Origin of the sequence: Pseudomonas sp. SbOxS1, from assembly GCF_013416725.1 — a bacterium.
Classification (GTDB): Bacteria; Pseudomonadota; Gammaproteobacteria; order Pseudomonadales; family Pseudomonadaceae; genus Aquipseudomonas.
In genome coordinates this window covers 155,894-171,470 of the sequence record NZ_JAAVXC010000003.1, presented here as the reverse complement: position 1 = coordinate 171,470, position 15,577 = coordinate 155,894, and the positions used below count along the sequence as shown (strand labels likewise).

General features: G+C 62.5%; 15 protein-coding genes. 6 read left to right on the top strand and 9 right to left on the bottom strand.

Going from position 1 to position 15,577, the window contains the following annotated elements; all coding sequences use genetic code 11:
* The first annotated feature begins 89 nt into the window (after positions 1-89).
* Positions 90-896, top strand: a complete 807-nt coding sequence (locus tag HFK74_RS05020) for an MOSC domain-containing protein (RefSeq protein ID WP_180202600.1) — start codon at positions 90-92, stop codon at positions 894-896.
* A 68-nt stretch (positions 897-964) separates the two neighbouring features.
* Here HFK74_RS05020 and HFK74_RS05015 read toward each other — a convergent pair whose 3' ends face one another.
* From HFK74_RS05015 to HFK74_RS04980, 8 genes are all read right to left on the bottom strand, one after another.
* Positions 965-1,249 (bottom strand): pyrimidine/purine nucleoside phosphorylase, encoded by a 285-nt coding sequence (locus HFK74_RS05015; RefSeq protein WP_007940055.1) that lies wholly within the window; start codon positions 1,247-1,249, stop codon positions 965-967.
* Between the two features lie 69 nt (positions 1,250-1,318).
* Entirely contained in the window at positions 1,319-1,861 is a 543-nt protein-coding gene (locus HFK74_RS05010) for an exonuclease domain-containing protein (RefSeq protein WP_180202599.1), read from the bottom strand.
* Positions 1,862-1,932: 71 nt separating this feature from the next.
* Positions 1,933-3,894 carry an acetyl/propionyl/methylcrotonyl-CoA carboxylase subunit alpha gene (locus HFK74_RS05005; RefSeq protein ID WP_180202598.1) on the bottom strand — a complete coding sequence of 654 codons (1,962 nt, stop codon included), beginning with the start codon at positions 3,892-3,894 and terminating at the stop codon, positions 1,933-1,935.
* 117 nt (positions 3,895-4,011) lie between these two features.
* On the bottom strand, positions 4,012-4,809 hold the full coding sequence (locus HFK74_RS05000; protein ID WP_180202597.1) for an enoyl-CoA hydratase/isomerase family protein: 798 nt from the start codon (positions 4,807-4,809) through the stop codon (positions 4,012-4,014).
* The gene (atuD, locus tag HFK74_RS04995) at positions 4,806-5,963 is read right to left on the bottom strand and encodes a citronellyl-CoA dehydrogenase (RefSeq protein ID WP_180202596.1); all 1,158 of its coding nucleotides are present in this window, start codon (positions 5,961-5,963) and stop codon (positions 4,806-4,808) included. Before atuD ends, HFK74_RS05000 begins: the two co-directional genes overlap by 4 nt.
* Before the next feature lie 133 nt (positions 5,964-6,096).
* Entirely contained in the window at positions 6,097-7,713 is a 1,617-nt protein-coding gene (gene atuC / locus HFK74_RS04990; RefSeq protein ID WP_180202595.1) for a geranyl-CoA carboxylase subunit beta, read from the bottom strand.
* Between the two features lie 3 nt (positions 7,714-7,716).
* Positions 7,717-8,586: an SDR family oxidoreductase gene (locus HFK74_RS04985; protein ID WP_180202594.1), complete on the bottom strand. Its 870-nt coding sequence runs from the start codon at positions 8,584-8,586 to the stop codon at positions 7,717-7,719.
* A gap of 12 nt (positions 8,587-8,598) precedes the next feature.
* Positions 8,599-10,401 (bottom strand): acyclic terpene utilization AtuA family protein, encoded by a 1,803-nt coding sequence (locus HFK74_RS04980; RefSeq protein ID WP_180202593.1) that lies wholly within the window; start codon positions 10,399-10,401, stop codon positions 8,599-8,601.
* Positions 10,402-10,579: 178 nt separating this feature from the next.
* Here HFK74_RS04980 and HFK74_RS04975 point away from each other — a divergent pair, with 178 nt between their 5' ends.
* The 3 genes from HFK74_RS04975 (at position 10,580) to HFK74_RS04965 (ending at position 13,195) form a co-directional block, all read left to right on the top strand.
* On the top strand, positions 10,580-11,203 hold the full coding sequence (locus HFK74_RS04975) for a TetR family transcriptional regulator (RefSeq protein WP_180202592.1): 624 nt from the start codon (positions 10,580-10,582) through the stop codon (positions 11,201-11,203).
* A 97-nt stretch (positions 11,204-11,300) separates the two neighbouring features.
* The gene (locus HFK74_RS04970) at positions 11,301-12,092 is read left to right on the top strand and encodes an ABC transporter substrate-binding protein (RefSeq protein WP_180202591.1); all 792 of its coding nucleotides are present in this window, start codon (positions 11,301-11,303) and stop codon (positions 12,090-12,092) included.
* An 89-nt stretch (positions 12,093-12,181) separates the two neighbouring features.
* Positions 12,182-13,195, top strand: coding sequence for a GNAT family N-acetyltransferase (locus HFK74_RS04965; protein ID WP_180202590.1), 1,014 nt, complete (start codon positions 12,182-12,184; stop codon positions 13,193-13,195).
* Positions 13,196-13,246: 51 nt separating this feature from the next.
* Here HFK74_RS04965 and HFK74_RS04960 read toward each other — a convergent pair whose 3' ends face one another.
* Positions 13,247-13,414, bottom strand: coding sequence for a DUF2897 family protein (locus HFK74_RS04960; protein WP_180202589.1), 168 nt, complete (start codon positions 13,412-13,414; stop codon positions 13,247-13,249).
* Positions 13,415-13,783: 369 nt separating this feature from the next.
* Between HFK74_RS04960 and kdpF the strand changes: the two genes are divergently transcribed.
* Positions 13,784-13,873: a K(+)-transporting ATPase subunit F gene (gene kdpF / locus HFK74_RS04955; RefSeq protein WP_007899818.1), complete on the top strand. Its 90-nt coding sequence runs from the start codon at positions 13,784-13,786 to the stop codon at positions 13,871-13,873.
* An 8-nt stretch (positions 13,874-13,881) separates the two neighbouring features.
* Positions 13,882-15,576 carry a potassium-transporting ATPase subunit KdpA gene (gene kdpA, locus HFK74_RS04950; RefSeq protein ID WP_180202588.1) on the top strand — a complete coding sequence of 565 codons (1,695 nt, stop codon included), beginning with the start codon at positions 13,882-13,884 and terminating at the stop codon, positions 15,574-15,576.
* The last annotated feature ends 1 nt before the right edge of the window (position 15,577 follow it).

The window sequence follows — 15,577 nt, the reverse complement described above, 5'->3', positions numbered from 1 at the left end:
CAGGTTGGCTTTAAGGCCGCCTTGGTTGAGTCTTTGATTCGGTGATCAAGCTCGTATAGGGTGGCGTTTTGTCCATCAGGGAGCTGGCCATGTTGCGTCTGAGCGCGCTGTATCGTTATCCGTTGAAATCCGGCAAAGGGGAGATCCTGCAACAGGTCGGCCTCGACAAGCTGGGGCTGGACGGCGATCGACGCTGGATGTTGGTGGATGAAGCCAGCGGACGCTTCTTGACCCAGCGCGCGGTGGCGCAGATGAGCCAGCTGTCGGCGTTGTGGAATGCTGAAGGTGGTTTGACCCTCAGTGCCCCCGGCCATGCGCCGATCGATGTTGCCTTGCCTACCAGTGACGCCCAATTGCGTGGCGTGACCATCTGGCGTGACAGCTTGCGCGTGCCCGATGCCGGCGATGCGGCGGCCGCCTGGGTCAGCCGGTTCATCGGCAAGCCGACGCGCCTGGTGCAGGTGCCGCTGGACCGCGCGCGCACCACCGAATCGGGCTATGGCAAGGACGACGATCAGGTTGCCTTCGCCGATGGCTTCCCGCTGTTGCTGATTGGCCAGGCATCGCTTGCGGATTTGTCGCAACGCGTCGGGCGTCCGCTGGAGATGCTGCGTTTCCGGCCAAACCTGGTGATCGAGGGCAGCGAGGCGTATGCCGAGGATGGCTGGAAGCGCCTGCGCATCGGCGATGTCGAGTTCCGCGTGGTCAAGTTCTGTTCACGCTGCATCCTGACCACCATCGACCCGCAAACCGGCGAGCGTAGCGCTGACCGCGAACCCTTGGCCACCTTGCAGCAGTACCGTGCCCAAGCCGAGGGTGCGATGTTTGGGCAGAATCTGGTCAACGACGGCAATGGCCGGCTCGAAGTCGGCATGCCGGTCACCGTGCTCGAGTAAATGCCCTTCAATGAAAAATGCCCGTGTCGATGGACACGGGCATTTTTTATCGTGGTGAACCCGGGGTTTTAGCCGCGGTATTCGCACAGGTAGGCCGTGTCGACGGCCACTTTGAGCTGGAACTTGCTGTTGGCTGGCACGTTGAACTGGCTGCCGGCGGCGAAGGTTTCCCAATCGCTGCTGTCCGGGAGCTTGACGGTCAGGGCGCCGGACACCACGTGCATGATTTCACGCTGGCTGGTGCCAAACTCGTATTCGCCCGGAGCCATGACGCCGATGGTCGCTGGACCTTCAGCAGTGCCAAAGGCGATCGACTTGACGGTGCCGTCGAAGTACTCGTTGACTTTAAACATGGGCGATTCCTCGAAAAGGGCTAAAAAGGGCTGGCCAGTATGCACAAGGCCCAAGACCTAGTCACCTCTCTAAAGCGCAAGGACAAGTGGCAACAGGCGTGCGGTATTGCGCGCGTCTTCCAGCGCCCGGTGTTGCTGGCCGCTGAACTGCAGTCCCGCCAGTTGCAGGGCGCCGTTGAGCCCCATCGGTCGTTCCAGGCGCCGGGCCTTGGCAAAGCGCTGCTTGAGATTCATGTGCGGCACCTGGCTCAAAGCGCTGTCGAGTGCCAGGCGCTGCCAATCCTGGAGCAACTGTTTGCGATCGTAGTCGCCCCAGCTGACCCAGCCTTCAAGCCGCGGGTGATGTTGGCCCAGCCAGCGCTCGAACGCCGCCCAGACTTCGCCCAGGGGCTGTGCGGCATCGATGTTGGCCTGGGTGATGTGCGTCAATTCCCGGCAAAACGGCGTCAACAAGGGGCGCCGCAACGGGCGCACGAATCGCTGGAAGAAATCCAGCTCGCGGCCTTTGTGATCCACCAGGGTGGCACCGATTTCGATGATTTCCATTTCCGTAATGGGCCAACCACCCTCATCGGTGGTGGCTTCCAGATCAATGACCAACCAGTGAGGCATCGCAGGGTTCCCGGTATCCGCAAGCTGATAGGGCTTGAGCGTAGCCAAAGCCGGCGGTTACGCCTAGCGGCTTATTCGACCTCCAGCAAAATCTGCCGGTTTTTCACCTGGTCGCCGACTTGCACCTGCAAGCGCTTGAGCACGCCGTCGATGCCCGACTTGAGTGGGTGCTCCATTTTCATGGCTTCCAGCACCACCAGCAGTTGGCCTTTGCTGACCTTGCTGCCTTCACTGACCAGCACGTCGATGACCGCACCGTCCATAGGCGCCTTGAGGGTGCCGCCGCTGACAATGGCCTGGCTGCAGACCGGCGCTTGAGTGCGATCCACCAGCCGCAGGCCGCCGGGACCCGTGTACAACCAGAGCTGCCCGGCCTCCAGGCGGTAGGCGTGACGCTGGCGGATGCCGTCGATTTGCAAGGTGGCCCAGCGGCCGTTGTTCTGGATGATCTGCAGTTCGAGATGGCGGCTGGCGACTTCAATGCGCAGTGGCTCGCCGGGAACCGCGTGCAACGTCACCGGCCAGTGCTGATCGTCCAGTGCGAGGCGATAGTGCAGGGGCACGCTGGCGTTGTTGCGCCAACCCGCCAGCGCAACCGGATGCGCCTGTGCGGATACCTGATAGAACAGCGCCGCGGCAATCGCCAGTTGTTCGGCGCTCGGCACCTGGCGCTGCAAGCAGGGATGCTCGGCGAAATGCTGCTCAATGAACCCGGTGCTGAATTTACCGCCTATGAATTGCGGATGTTGCAGCAGGCTTGCGAGCAAGCGCTGGTTGCTCTGTACCCCCAGCAGCACGCAGTCCTGAACGGCCCGCAGCAACTTGCGCCGGGCCTCTTCGCGGGTCTGGCCGTGGGCGATGATTTTGCCCAGCATCGGGTCGTAGAACGGGCTGATGTCCTGGCCTTCGACCAGTCCATGGTCGATCCGCACACCGTCCTGCAAGCGCGGTTCCCATGCCGCGATGCGTCCGGTTTGTGGCAGGAAACCTTGTGCCGGGTCCTCGGCATACAAGCGCACCTCCATGGCATGTCCCTTGAGTTGCACGTCCTCCTGCCGCAGGGGCAGCGCTTGCCCTTGGGCGATGTTCAACTGCCAGGCCACCAGGTCCAGTCCGGTGATGAGTTCGGTCACCGGATGTTCCACTTGCAGCCGGGTGTTCATTTCCAGGAAGTAAAACTGTCCGCGCGCATCCAGCAGGAATTCCACCGTGCCCGCGCCGACATAGTTGACCGCGCGCCCGGCCTTGAGCGCTGCTTCGCCCATGGCCTGGCGCAATTGACCCGTCATCACGGGGCAGGGGGCCTCTTCGATGACTTTCTGGTGGCGCCGCTGGATCGAGCAATCGCGCTCGCCAAGGTAGATCAGGTTACCGTGCGAGTCGCCGAACAGTTGCACCTCGACATGGCGCGGCTCGATCAATGCCTGCTCGAGGATCAGCTCGTCACTGCCAAAGCCGTGCAGGGCTTCGGAGCGAGCGCTGCGCAGCTGTTGTGCCAGGTCGCTGGCCCCCTGCACCAGGCGCATGCCACGCCCACCGCCGCCGGCACTGGCCTTGATCATCAGCGGATAGCCGATGCGGGCGGCTTCGCGGATGAGGGTGGCATCGTCCTGTTCGGCACCCTGATAACCCTCGATGCAGGGCACGCCGGCAGCGAGCATGGCGATTTTCGAGCGGCGTTTGCTGCCCATCAGTTCGATGGCTTCGGGGCTGGGCCCGATGAAGGCGATGCCGGCGTCCTGGCAGGCGCGGGCGAAAGCGGCATTTTCCGAGAGGAAACCGTAGCCCGGATGAATGGCGTCAGCCCCGGTACGCCGGGCGGCGTCGATGATCGCCTGGCTGTCCAGGTAGGACTGTTGCACCGGGGCCGGACCGATGTTTACCGCTTCGTCGGCCATTTGCACGTGCAGGGCATCGGCGTCGGCATCGCTGAATACGGCGACGGTGCGGTAGCCCAGGGCCTGGGCGGTGCGCTGGATGCGGCAGGCGATTTCACCGCGGTTGGCGATCAGGATTTTGCTGAATCCGGGCATGGTTCATTCCCTTTGATGGGTGGTGAATGTGAAGGCCTCTTCGCTGGCAAGCCAGCTCCTACAATGGACGGGCGTCGTTCACAAAACCGTGTAGGAGCTGGCTTGCCAGCGAAGCTTTTAAATGGCCCACCCCGGTTTACGCTTTTGCACAAAAGCCAGGGTCCCCTCGACCCCTTCAGTCCCGGTCAGCGCGTCGCTGAACCACTCGGCTGCCTGATCCAGCAGTTCATCCGATGGCTGCCCCACACTCGCCAGCAACAGTTTCTTGGTTGCCGCATTCGCCCCGGGTGCACAGCACAGCACATGGGCCAGCACTTCATCGAGGCGCTCGGCCAACGCCTGCGCATCGTGCTCGACAAAATGCACCAGCCCCATCCGCCGTGCCTGGGTGCCGTCGAAACGTGCCGCGGTCAGGGCCAGGCGGCGGGCCTGGGTCAGGCCGATGCGCTGCACCACGAACGGCGCGATCTGCGCTGGCAACAGGCCGAGGCTGGTTTCCGGCAGGCCGAACTGCGCCTGGTGATCGGCCAGGGCAATGTCGCTGACACAGGCCAGGCCGAAACCACCACCGAGCACCGCGCCCTGCAGGACGGTGATCACCACCTGCGGCGCGTGCTGCACCTCTTGCAGCAACGCACCGAACAACCGATTCAAGTCGCGGTGCGCACCCGGGCCTTGAGCGCGTGCGTTGGCCATATCCTTGATGTCGCCCCCGGCACAGAAATGCCCGCCGGCACCGCCGATCACCAAGGCCCTGATCCCCCGGTTGTCGTGCACCGCCGCCAGCACCGCACGCAGTTCGCTGACCATTTGCAGGCTCATGGCGTTACGGCAGTCCGGTCGATTGAGGGTGATATGCAGCACGCCGTTGTGCAGTTCGAGCAGCAGCGTCTGGCAAACCGGCAGGGCACTCATTTGTGTTTCCCCGGCAGGATGCCCATGAGCTTGCAGATGATCCCCAGCATGATTTCGTCGGCACCGCCGCCGATCGACACCAGGCGCACGTCGCGGTAGGCGCGGGCCACCGGGTTGTCCCACATGAAGCCCATGCCGCCCCAGTACTGCAGGCAGCTGTCGCTGACCTCGCGGCCCAGGCGACCGGCCTTGAGCTTGGCCATGGACGCCAGGCGCGTGACGTCCTGGCCCTTGATGTATTGCTCGGTGGCTTGATAGACCAGCGCCCGCAGGCATTCGATTTCGGTTTGCAGCTCGGCCAGGCGAAAGTGAATGACCTGGTTGTCGATCAGCGCACTGCCGAAGGTCTTGCGCTCCTTGCAATACTCGATGGTGCTATCGACGCAATACTCCAGGCCCTTGATCATGTTGGCCGCACCGAACAGGCGTTCCTCCTGGAACTGCAGCATCTGCATCATGAACCCCGCGCCTTCATGGCCGATGCGATTACGCTGTGGCACCCGCACGTTGTCGAAAAACACCTGGGCGGTTTCCGAGCTGCGCATGCCCAGTTTGTCCAGGTGCGAGCTGAGGCTGATGCCCGGGGTGTTCATCGGCACCATGATCAGCGACTTGTTGATGTGCGGCTTGTCGTCCGAGGTGTTGGCCAGCAGGCAGATGAAATCGGCGCTCGGTGAGTTGGTGATCCACATCTTGCTGCCGTTGATCACGTAATCGTCACCGTCCTTGCGCGCGGTGGTTTTCAAGCCGGCCACGTCGGAGCCCGCGCCGACTTCGGAGACGCCGATGCAGCCGACCTGCTCGCCACTGATGGCCGGGCGCAGGAATTCATCGCGCAACTCATCGGAACCGAAACGCGCCAGGGCCGGGGTGCACATGTCGGTCTGCACGCCGATCGACATGGGAATCCCGCCGCAATGAATGGTGCCGAACTCTTCCGCGGCGACGATCGAATAGCTGTAGTCCAAGCCCATGCCGCCGAATTTTTCCGGTTTGCTGATGCCCAGCAGGCCGAGGTCGCCGGCCTTGCGAAAAATCTCGTGGATCGGAAAGCGCCCGGCTTTTTCCCATGCCTCGACGTAAGGGTTGATCTCGTGATCGACGAATTGGCGAACGGTGCGACGCAGTGCTTCGTGTTCCTGGGTGAAGATCATTCTTGTTGTTCTCCTGACGAACCCGCTCGTTCCCACGCTCTGCGTGGGAATGCCTCAATGGACGCTCTGCGTCCGCTTCTGGGACGCGGAGCGTCCCGGGCTGCGTTCCCACGCAGAGCGTGGGAACGATCAACTAAAAACGCGCAACACCGAAGCTGTTGGTTTGCAGCGGCCGAACCTCGGCCTCGTGGCAGATATCCAGCAAGTAACCGAGCAGGGTCCGGGTGTCACGTGGATCGATCAGGCCGTCGTCCCACAGATTGGCGCTGCCATAAAGCGCGGTGGACTGGCTGTCGAGTTTCTGTGCGGTGACCTGTTCGAGCATGTCGAGCATTTTCGGGTCGGGTACCAGGCCGTCCTTGGCCTGCTTGGCCTCGGTGACGATGCGCAGCACCTTGCCGGCCTGGGCGCCGCCCATGACGGCGGTGCGGCTGTTGGGCCAGGCGAAGATGAAACGCGGGTCCAGGCCACGGCCGCACATCGCGTAGTTGCCGGCACCATAGGAGCCGCCTACCACGATGGTCAGCTTCGGCACCCGGGCATTGGCCACTGCCTGGATCATCTTGGCGCCGTGCTTGATCACCCCTTGCTGCTCCGATTCGGTGCCGACCATGAACCCGGTGGTGTTGTGGAAAAACAGCAGCGGCGTCTGGCTCTGGTCGCACAGCTGAATGAATTGCGCCGCCTTGCTCGCGCCCTTGGGTGTGATCGGCCCGTTGTTGCCGATGAATCCGCAGGCGCGGCCCTGGATTTTCAATTGGCCGCAAACGGTTTGCTGATCGAACTCGGCCTTGAATTCGAGGAAGTTCGAGCCATCGGCGATACGGGCGATGATCTCGCGCACGTCGTAGGGTTTTTTCGGGTCATCCGGGATCAGGCCCAGCAATTGGTCGATGGGGTAGAGCGGTTCCTGCCATTGCCCGGCAGGCAACACCGGCAAGCGCGCATTCCAGGGCAGCAGGCTGACGATCTCGCGCACCTGGCGCACGCCGTCAGCGTCGTTCTCGGCCAGGTATTCGGCGGTACCGGCGGTTTGCGCGTGCATTTCGGCGCCGCCCAATTCTTCGTCGCTGGCGACTTCCCCGGTTGCCGCTTTCAAAAGAGGCGGGCCGGCCAGGAACAGCTTGGCCTTGCCACGTACCACCACCACATAGTCCGACAGCCCCGGCTGATAGGCGCCGCCCGCCGTCGCCGAGCCGTGGACCACGGTAATCTGCGGCAGGCCCATGGCCGACATCCGTGCCTGGTTGGCAAAGCTGCGCGCGCCTTCGACGAAAATCTCCGCCGCGTAATTGAGGTTGGCGCCGCCACTCTCGGCGAGGGTGATCACCGGCAGTTTGTTTTCCATGGCGATCTGTTGCAGGCGCAGGGACTTTTTCAGGCCGGAAGGGGAAATGGTGCCGCCCTTGATCGCACTGTTGTTGGCCACCACCAGCACCCGCACCCCCGACACGTAGCCGATCCCGGCGATCAGGCCGCCGCCGGCCGAACTGCCGTCCTTGTCGTCGTGCAACTTGTAGCCGGCCAGGCTGGCCAGTTCGAGAAACGGCGCACCCGGGTCGAGCAACAGGTTGAGGCGTTCGCGGGGCAGCAACTGGCCGCGTTTTTCGAACCTGGGCCTGGCCTCGGCAGCCTTGTCCAGCAGGTTCTGTTCAAGCCGGCGGACCTGTTCGACGGCGTCCAGCATGGCCGCGCGATGGCGGGCGAACTGTTCGCTGTGGGGGTCGAGTTGCGACTCAATCACCGGCATGGGTTATTCCTTGTCCTTGAGGACGTCAGGCAAGTACGCGCGGTGAAAGCCGTTGTACGACTCGCTGTGGGTTGCCTTGTGAATCGGCCATGCCCGTCCGCCGAGGCTGGCCGCGCCGTCGATGCGCAGGGTGCTGCCGCTGATGAAGGCCGCGGCCGGGCTGAGCAGGAAAACGATCGCCGCGCTGACTTCCGATTCGGTGCCGATGCGTTTGAGCGGCACGTGTTCACGCAAGGTCGGAATCACCGCCTTGAATGCACCTTCGTAGGTGTCCATGCCGCTGGACGCGATCCAGCCCGGCGCCACGGCGTTGACCCGGACCCCGGCGTGTCCCCATTCGAAGGCGGCGGTCTTGGTCAGGTTGTCCATGCCTGAGCGCGCCGCGCCCGAGTGGCCCATGCCGGGCATGCCGCCCCACATGTCCGCGAGCATGTTGACGATGGCGCCGCCGTGCTTGCTCATGGACTGGTTGAACACTTCCCGGGCCATCAGGAATCCGCCCAGCAGGTTGGTGCGCATCACCGTTTCGAAACCCTTCTGGTTGATCGAGGCCAGTGGCGAGGGGTACTGGCCGCCAGCGTTGTTGACCAGGCCGTGAATCGGGCCGTGCTTGCGGATAAATTCGCTGACAAGGTGCGTGACCGCTTCTTCCTCACGGATATCGCAGGTGCCCCAGTCGGCCCTGCCGCCGTCTTCGGCAATCTCGGCCGCGACGGTTTTCAACTTGTCGGCCTTGCGCCCGACCAGCAGCACATGCGCACCGAGGGCCGCCAGTTCGTGGGCGGTGCAGCGGCCAATGCCACTGCCGCCACCGGTGACGATGATGGTCTGGCCGGCAAACAGATCGGCTTTGAAAATCGAATCGTAGGCCATGGCGGCAATCCTCTAGTTGACCTGGTCGGCGATGCGCTGCGGCACCGGAATCTGGATCTCCAGCAGTTGCTGGGCGAAGGCCTTGCCCTGCGGATCGATCCGCAGGCTGGCCACGCCGCCGCCACCCAAAGCGTTTTCCAGGAGGAAATTCAGGCTGTGGGTGGCGGGCAGGTACCAACGCTCGACACGCCCGTGGATCGGGTCGAGGACATGGCTCATCCAGTCGACGATCACCGCCGGGGTCAAGGCTTCGGCGATCCACGGCAGGTACTGCGGCTCGCGGGCCATGACGCCGATGTTGCTGTGGTTGCCCTTGTCACCGGAGCGGGCGACCGCAAGCTTGACCAGGGCGACGCTGGCGTCAGCCGGTCCCGTGGGTCGGGGTGGCTCAAATGGCACGGGCAGGTCGGCGCTGTCGAGCACATCGAGGGCGGGCAGGGCGCACGGGTGGCGCTGGCCCATGAGATCAATTTCCAGCGTGCAGGCGGTTTTGTCGATCAGGAACGAAAACAAGCGGATCAGCGGATACACCGTCGGCCGGCCGCCGACGATGCCGGTCAGCCCCGGCGCCATGCCGGTGGCGGCCTGGGCGATTTCCCGGGAGAACAGGATCAATGCCTGCTTGTGCGGATGACGCACCGCGAGTTTGATCACCACTTCGCGGCTGTCCTGGCGCTGGCCGTGGGGGCCGTACGTGGCTTCACTGCCAAGCAGTTCAATGTTCACCTCGCTGTAGGGCGCCCAGCCACGTTGGCTGAACATCTGCGAAGTCTTGTCGATGATCGCAGCGCTGACCCTGCGGGCCTTGTCGACCGCATCGATCCCGGCGATCAGGCAACTGGCGGTGCAGCGGAAACCGTCCGGGTACGTGGCGCTGACCTTGTACTGGGCGGTGGGCGGCAAGCCTTTTGCGCCATGCACCCGGACCGCGTTCCTGCCTTGCTGCACGAGTTTGACCTGGGTGAAATCGCAGACCACGTCGGGCAGCAGATAGGCCCGCGGGTCACCGATCTCGTAGAGCATCTGTTCGCCCACGGTCAAGGGCGTGACCAGGCCGCCCGTGCCTTCGGGTTTGCTGACGATGAACTGGCTGTCGGCGCTGACTTCGACGATGGGGAAACCGATGTGCTCGTAATCGGGTACATCGCGCCAGTCGGTGAAGTTGCCGCCGGTGCATTGCGCGCCACATTCGATGATGTGCCCGGCCAGCGCCGCCTGGGCCAGTTTGTCGTAGTCGTGCCACGACCAGCCGAACTCATGCACCAGCGCGCCGCTGACCACGGCGCTGTCAACCACGCGCCCGGTGATCACAATGTCGGCGCCCAGGCGCAGGGCTTCGACGATGCCCGGCGCGCCCAGGTAAGCGTTGGTCGAGACACACATCGGCGGTAGGGGGGCGGCGCTGAACATTTCATGAATGCCAAGGCTGGCCAACTGTTTGAATTGCGGTTGCAGGTCATCGCCCAGCAGCACGGCGATCTTCAGTGCAACACCGGCCTTGTCGCAGGCTGCCTGCAGGGCCGCGGCACAGGCCTGTGGGTTGACCCCGCCGGCATTGCTGATGACGCGGATCTTTTGTTCGGCCAGCTGAGAGAGCAGGGGAGCGAGGACTTCGATGAAGTCGCTGGCGTAGCCGGCCTGGGGATCTTTCATTCGTGCGCCAGCCATGATCGACAGGGTGATTTCGGCCAGGTAGTCGAATACCAGGTAGTCCAGGCGTCCGCCTTCCACCAGTTGCGCGGCGGCGGTCGAGGTGTCGCCCCAGAAGGCACTGGCGCAACCGATGCGAATGGTTCTTGGCGCAGTCAATTCCATAACCACCTCCAGCAGCAATGCTTCGAGACTACCAAGCAAGCGCTTGGTTTGTAAACGGCTGAACTATCTTCTTCCCGAGCGCTTGCTTGGTCGTCGCCAGTTGCTTAAATTGCCAGCGCAGCCCCAATGTTTTCGCGGGGAGCGCGGCATTGGACTGATCGACTGTAGGAGAGAACGGGTGGATGAGCAAAAAGCCTTGAGGGTCATGCGCGAGTTGGTCGACAGCGGGCAATTGACCGACCCGGACAGCGCCCGGGGCAAGTTGCTGCAAGTGGCGGCCCACCTGTTTCGCAACAAAGGTTATGAACGCACGACCGTGCGCGACCTGGCCGGTGCCGTGGGCATCCAGTCGGGGAGTATTTTTCATCACTTCAAAAGCAAGGACGAGATCCTGCGGGCGGTGATGGAGGAGACCATTCTCTACAACACCGCGTTGATGCGGGCGGCCATCGCCGAGGCCGACGACGTGCGCGAGCGGGTGCTGGCGCTGATCCGCTGCGAATTGCAGTCCATCATGGGCGGCAGTGGCGAGGCCATGGCGGTGCTGGTCTACGAATGGCGGTCACTGTCCGATGAGGGACAGGCCAGGGTCCTGGCGTTGCGCGATATCTATGAAGACATCTGGCTGCAGGTGCTGGGTGAAGCCAAGAGCGCCGGTTTTATCCGCGGCGATGTGTTTATCACCCGGCGTTTCCTGACCGGGGCGCTGTCCTGGACCACCACCTGGTTTCGTGCCGGTGGCAGCATGAGCCTGGATCAACTGGCCGAGGAGGCCTTGATCCTGGTCCTGGCGGGCAAATAAGGCATGTGTGCGGGGCGTATGGAAACTGGCTAACTGGGCGAAACCGCCTAGCTTCAATAATGCATTGATGCAGTATTTCGGGGAGTGGGTTGTTTTGATGTCTTCGCCAATTCGGACGGCTTCGCGACTTTTACTGACGGTGCTCGCTTTATCAGTCATGCCAACCCAGGCCGCACAACTGGTGCGCATCGGTGCCGCACACTTTCCGCCCTATACGGTGCGCCCGGAGTCCGGTGCCGACACCGGCCTGCTACCGCAATTGGTCGAGGCCCTCAACTCCCTGCAAAGCGACTACCGGTTCGTCTTGGTACCCACTTCCATTCCCCGCCGCTTTGGTGACTTCAAGCAAGGCCGGGTGGACATGGCGATTTTCGAGAACCCCGACTGGGGCTGGAGGGACATACCCCATACCAGCGTCGACATGGGCCTGGAAGATGCCGAAATCTTCGTCGCGCAACGCCTGCCCCAGCGCCAGCAAGGCTACTTCAGCGAGCTCTCCGGCAAGCGCCTGGCATTGTTCAGCGGGTACCACTACGAATTCGCCCACTTCAATGCCGATCCCAAGTACCTCGCCACTCACTACAACGCCACCTCGACCTATTCCCATGACAGCAACCTGCTGATGGTGCTGCGTGGCCGCGCCGATATCGCCCTGGTCACACGGTCCTACTTGAGCGACTACTTCCTGCGCAACGAGAAAGTCGCCAATGAGTTGCTGGTGTCCGAGCGCGTTGACCAGATTTATCACCACTACGCCATTCTGCGCCCGGCCGCGCCGATCAGCGGCGAGGCCTTCGGCAGGTTGCTGCAAGGGTTGCGCGATAATGGCCAGATGCTGAAGATTTTCGACCCCTATAAAATCGCGGTATTGCCGGTGCCGGGTAACTGAGCGGACACCGCAGGTCGCGTATCGCTTAAATTTCCAGGCTCCACTCACGTCAACCGTTGACCTGTCGACGAATATCGTGAGCCCGACCCATGTCCAATCCGAATGTGCTGACTGCGCTGCCTTTACCCACCGGCAGCAATCTTGTAGCCGATGAAACCGCAACCGCGCTGAGCCTCAGTCTTGAAGGCCTGCCGCTGATCCAGTTGCAGCTGACGCGCGAGCCCGAGTTGTTGCTGCAGCTGCACGAGGGCGCAGCAATCCTCGACAATCGAGGCGTCTGGGCCGCGTGCTATTGGTTGTTCGCCCGTGACCCTGCTTGCCAGCGACTGCTGTGGCAACTGGATGAAGTTCCGCCTGCCGCCTTGCTCAGCGCATTGCTGGTGCCTACCGAGACGGTTGGCCAATACCGTAGCGAACGCACGCTGTTCTGGCAGTTGCCACAGCCGTGGGTGGGCCACTCGCTGACGGGCTGTTACCCACAGCAAATGGTCATCAGCGGCGGCAAGCGTCACCCGCTGCGCCCGCCGAAACCGCGTGGCGAGGTGTACCGGCGTTTCGATGCCCGGCTGGGGGCCTGGATTTCCCTGCGCACGGTGGATATCAACGAGCATCTTGCGCGGTTCAATCGCTGGCAGAACAGCCCTCGGGTGGCGAGTTTCTGGCAGGAGCAGGGCAGTCTCGAACAGCATCGCGAGTATCTGGGCAAACTCCAGGACGATCCCCATACCCTGACCTTGATCGGTTGTTTCGACGATCAACCCTTTGCCTATTTCGAAGCCTACTGGGCCAAGGAAGATCGCATCGCCCCCTTCTATGAGGCGGATGATTACGACCGTGGCATCCATATGCTGGTGGGGGAAGAACATCACCGGGGGCCGCACAAGGTGGCGAGCTGGCTGTCGGCGCTGGTGCACTACCTGTTTCTCGATGATCCACGCACCCGGCGGGTGGTCGCCGAGCCCCGTGCCGACAACGCGAAGATGATCGGGCACATGCAGGGACAGGGGTTTCATTGCGAGAAGGAATTCGACTTTCCACACAAGCGCGCAGCGTTGATGGCGCTGGGGCGTGAGCGCTTTTTTGATCGCTGCTCGTTGACTTGAACCGCCGGAAAATCGTCCGAATGCAATGCCAGGCTTCGGACGATTTTTCAGCTAGCGGTCCTGCGCTTCCTTGGCGTCCATTTCCGCATTGCGTTCGGCGACGCGTTTGCGCTGTTCATCGGTCAGCTCGACCTTGTTGGCGGTGTCGCGCAGCAACATCAGACCGCCAACGATAGAGCCAATGGCAACCACCAGAATCAACCAGGCATACCAGGGCATGGGACCTCCTTGAAAGCCGGTCGGCGGGCGAGGGGTTTCGCCTGTCGAACGTGCATACCACTTTGAGCGATTGGATTTCGCAGTGGTTCCATTCTATGCCTGTTCGGCGTCGTTCACCCTTGCATTGTTGCCTGCCATGCCACCTTCGCGAGCAGGCTCGCTCCCACAGGTTTTTTGAGTGTATGGGCGAGCGCATTCCCCTGTGGGAGCGAGCCTGCTCGCGAAGAGGCCCGCCAGACCAATGCTGTAACAACGCCACTCTTTACGCTTTCTTTATGCCCCGCCACACCCCTCGGTCTCGTTCCTTTACAGCCTCCCTGCCGACAATACCTCCACACGCGGCAATACGCCGTAACACGGAGAACTTCCATGAGCGTTCTGGACGGAGTGTCACTGCTGCTGGCAGTGGGACTGTTCATTTATCTGTTGGTTGCGCTGTTGCGCGCGGACCGGAACTAGGAGCGGCTATGCACAGTTATGACTATTGGCTGATCCTGGGGTTTTTCGCCCTGGTACTGGTCCCGGCGCCGTTTCTTGGGCGTTTCTACTACAGGGTCATGGAAGGCCAGCGCACCTGGCTGACCCCGATCCTCGGTCCCGTCGAGCGCGGTTGTTATCGCCTGGCCGGCGTCGATCCCCTGGTCGAGCAGAGCTGGCAGAAGTACACCCTGGCCTTGCTCGCCTTCAACCTGGCTGGCTTTGTGCTGTTGTTCGCGATCCTGTTGTTCCAGGACCACTTGCCGCTGAACCCGCAAAACCTGCCGGGCCAGGAGTGGACGCAAGCATTCAATACCGCCGTCAGCTTCATGACCAATACCAACTGGCAGTCCTACAGTGGCGAAGCGACCCTGAGCTACCTGAGCCAAATGGTCGGCCTCACCGTACAGAATTTCGTCAGCGCCGCCACCGGTCTGGCAGTTCTGGTTGCGCTGTGTCGCGGCATCGGTCGCAAATCCACGGCATCGCTCGGCAACTTCTGGGTCGACATGACGCGCGCCACGCTCTACGGCTTGTTGCCGCTGTGCCTGTTGCTGGCGCTGTACCTGGTCTGGCAGGGCGTGCCGCAAACCTTCGCGCAATACGTGAATGCCGTGACTGTGCAGGGCGTTGATCAAGTGATCCCGCTGGGTCCGGCCGCCAGCCAGATTGCGATCAAGCAACTGGGCACCAACGGCGGTGGCTTCTTCGGCGTCAACTCGGCGCATCCGTTCGAGAACCCAACGGCCTGGAGCAACCTGTTCGAAGTCGCCTCGATCATTTTGATCCCGGTGGCGCTGGTGTTCACCTTCGGCCATTACGTGAAGGACCTGCGGCAGAGCCGCGCGATCATCGCCTGCATGCTGGCGCTGTTCCTGATCGGCGGCGCGACGTCGTTGTGGGCTGAATACCAACCCAATCCGACCCTGGCCAACGTCGCCGTCGAACAGACCGCGCCGCTGGAAGGCAAGGAGGCGCGTTTCGGTACCACCGCCACTGTGCTGTGGTCGGTGACCACCACGGCGGCCTCCAATGGTTCGGTCAATGGCATGCATGACAGCCTCAACCCGCTCAGCGGCATGGTCGCGCTGGTCAACATGATGGTCGGCGAAGTGATCTTCGGCGGCGTCGGCGCCGGGCTCTACGGCATGTTGCTCAACGTGCTGATCGCCGTGTTCCTCGCCGGCCTGATGATTGGCCGGACACCGGAATACCTGGGCAAGAAACTGCAGGCCCGGGAGGTGCAGCTATTGGTGGTGACCTTGCTGGTCATGCCGATCGGCGTATTGGTCCTGGGGGCGATCGCCGCCAGCCTGCCAGGGCCGGTGGCCTCGGTGAGCAACCCCGGCGCCCATGGTTTCAGCCAATTGCTCTACGCCTACACCTCGGCCAGTGCCAACAACGGTTCCGCGTTCGGTGGCTTCGGCGCCAACACACCGTTCCACAACCTGATGCTGGGCCTGGGCATGTTGATCGGTCGCTTCGGCTACATCCTCCCGGTACTGGCCCTGGCCGGCAGCCTGGCGGCGAAGAAAACCGCGCCGATCGGGCAGAACAGCTTCCCGACCCATGGTCCGCTGTTCGTGACCCTGCTGACCGTGACGATTTTGCTGGTAGGTGGTTTGACCTTTCTGCCAACCCTGGCGTTGGGGCCTATTGCTGAACACTTGAGTATGGGCTTCTAAG

Excerpts from the sequence above, each read along its gene's own strand:
- HFK74_RS05020 (WP_180202600.1), top strand. The coding sequence starts at position 90 with ATGTTGCGTCTGAGCGCGCTGTATCGTTATCCGTTGAAATCCGGCAAA.
- HFK74_RS05015 (WP_007940055.1), bottom strand. The coding sequence starts at position 1,249 with ATGTTTAAAGTCAACGAGTACTTCGACGGCACCGTCAAGTCGATCGCC.
- HFK74_RS05010 (WP_180202599.1), bottom strand. The coding sequence starts at position 1,861 with ATGCCTCACTGGTTGGTCATTGATCTGGAAGCCACCACCGATGAGGGT.
- HFK74_RS05005 (WP_180202598.1), bottom strand. The coding sequence starts at position 3,894 with ATGCCCGGATTCAGCAAAATCCTGATCGCCAACCGCGGTGAAATCGCC.
- HFK74_RS05000 (WP_180202597.1), bottom strand. The coding sequence starts at position 4,809 with ATGAGTGCCCTGCCGGTTTGCCAGACGCTGCTGCTCGAACTGCACAAC.
- atuD (WP_180202596.1), bottom strand. The coding sequence starts at position 5,963 with ATGATCTTCACCCAGGAACACGAAGCACTGCGTCGCACCGTTCGCCAA.
- atuC (WP_180202595.1), bottom strand. The coding sequence starts at position 7,713 with ATGCCGGTGATTGAGTCGCAACTCGACCCCCACAGCGAACAGTTCGCC.
- HFK74_RS04985 (WP_180202594.1), bottom strand. The coding sequence starts at position 8,586 with ATGGCCTACGATTCGATTTTCAAAGCCGATCTGTTTGCCGGCCAGACC.
- HFK74_RS04980 (WP_180202593.1), bottom strand. The coding sequence starts at position 10,401 with ATGGAATTGACTGCGCCAAGAACCATTCGCATCGGTTGCGCCAGTGCC.
- HFK74_RS04970 (WP_180202591.1), top strand. The coding sequence starts at position 11,301 with ATGTCTTCGCCAATTCGGACGGCTTCGCGACTTTTACTGACGGTGCTC.
- HFK74_RS04965 (WP_180202590.1), top strand. The coding sequence starts at position 12,182 with ATGTCCAATCCGAATGTGCTGACTGCGCTGCCTTTACCCACCGGCAGC.
- HFK74_RS04960 (WP_180202589.1), bottom strand. The coding sequence starts at position 13,414 with ATGCCCTGGTATGCCTGGTTGATTCTGGTGGTTGCCATTGGCTCTATC.
- kdpF (WP_007899818.1), top strand. The coding sequence starts at position 13,784 with ATGAGCGTTCTGGACGGAGTGTCACTGCTGCTGGCAGTGGGACTGTTC.
- kdpA (WP_180202588.1), top strand. The coding sequence starts at position 13,882 with ATGCACAGTTATGACTATTGGCTGATCCTGGGGTTTTTCGCCCTGGTA.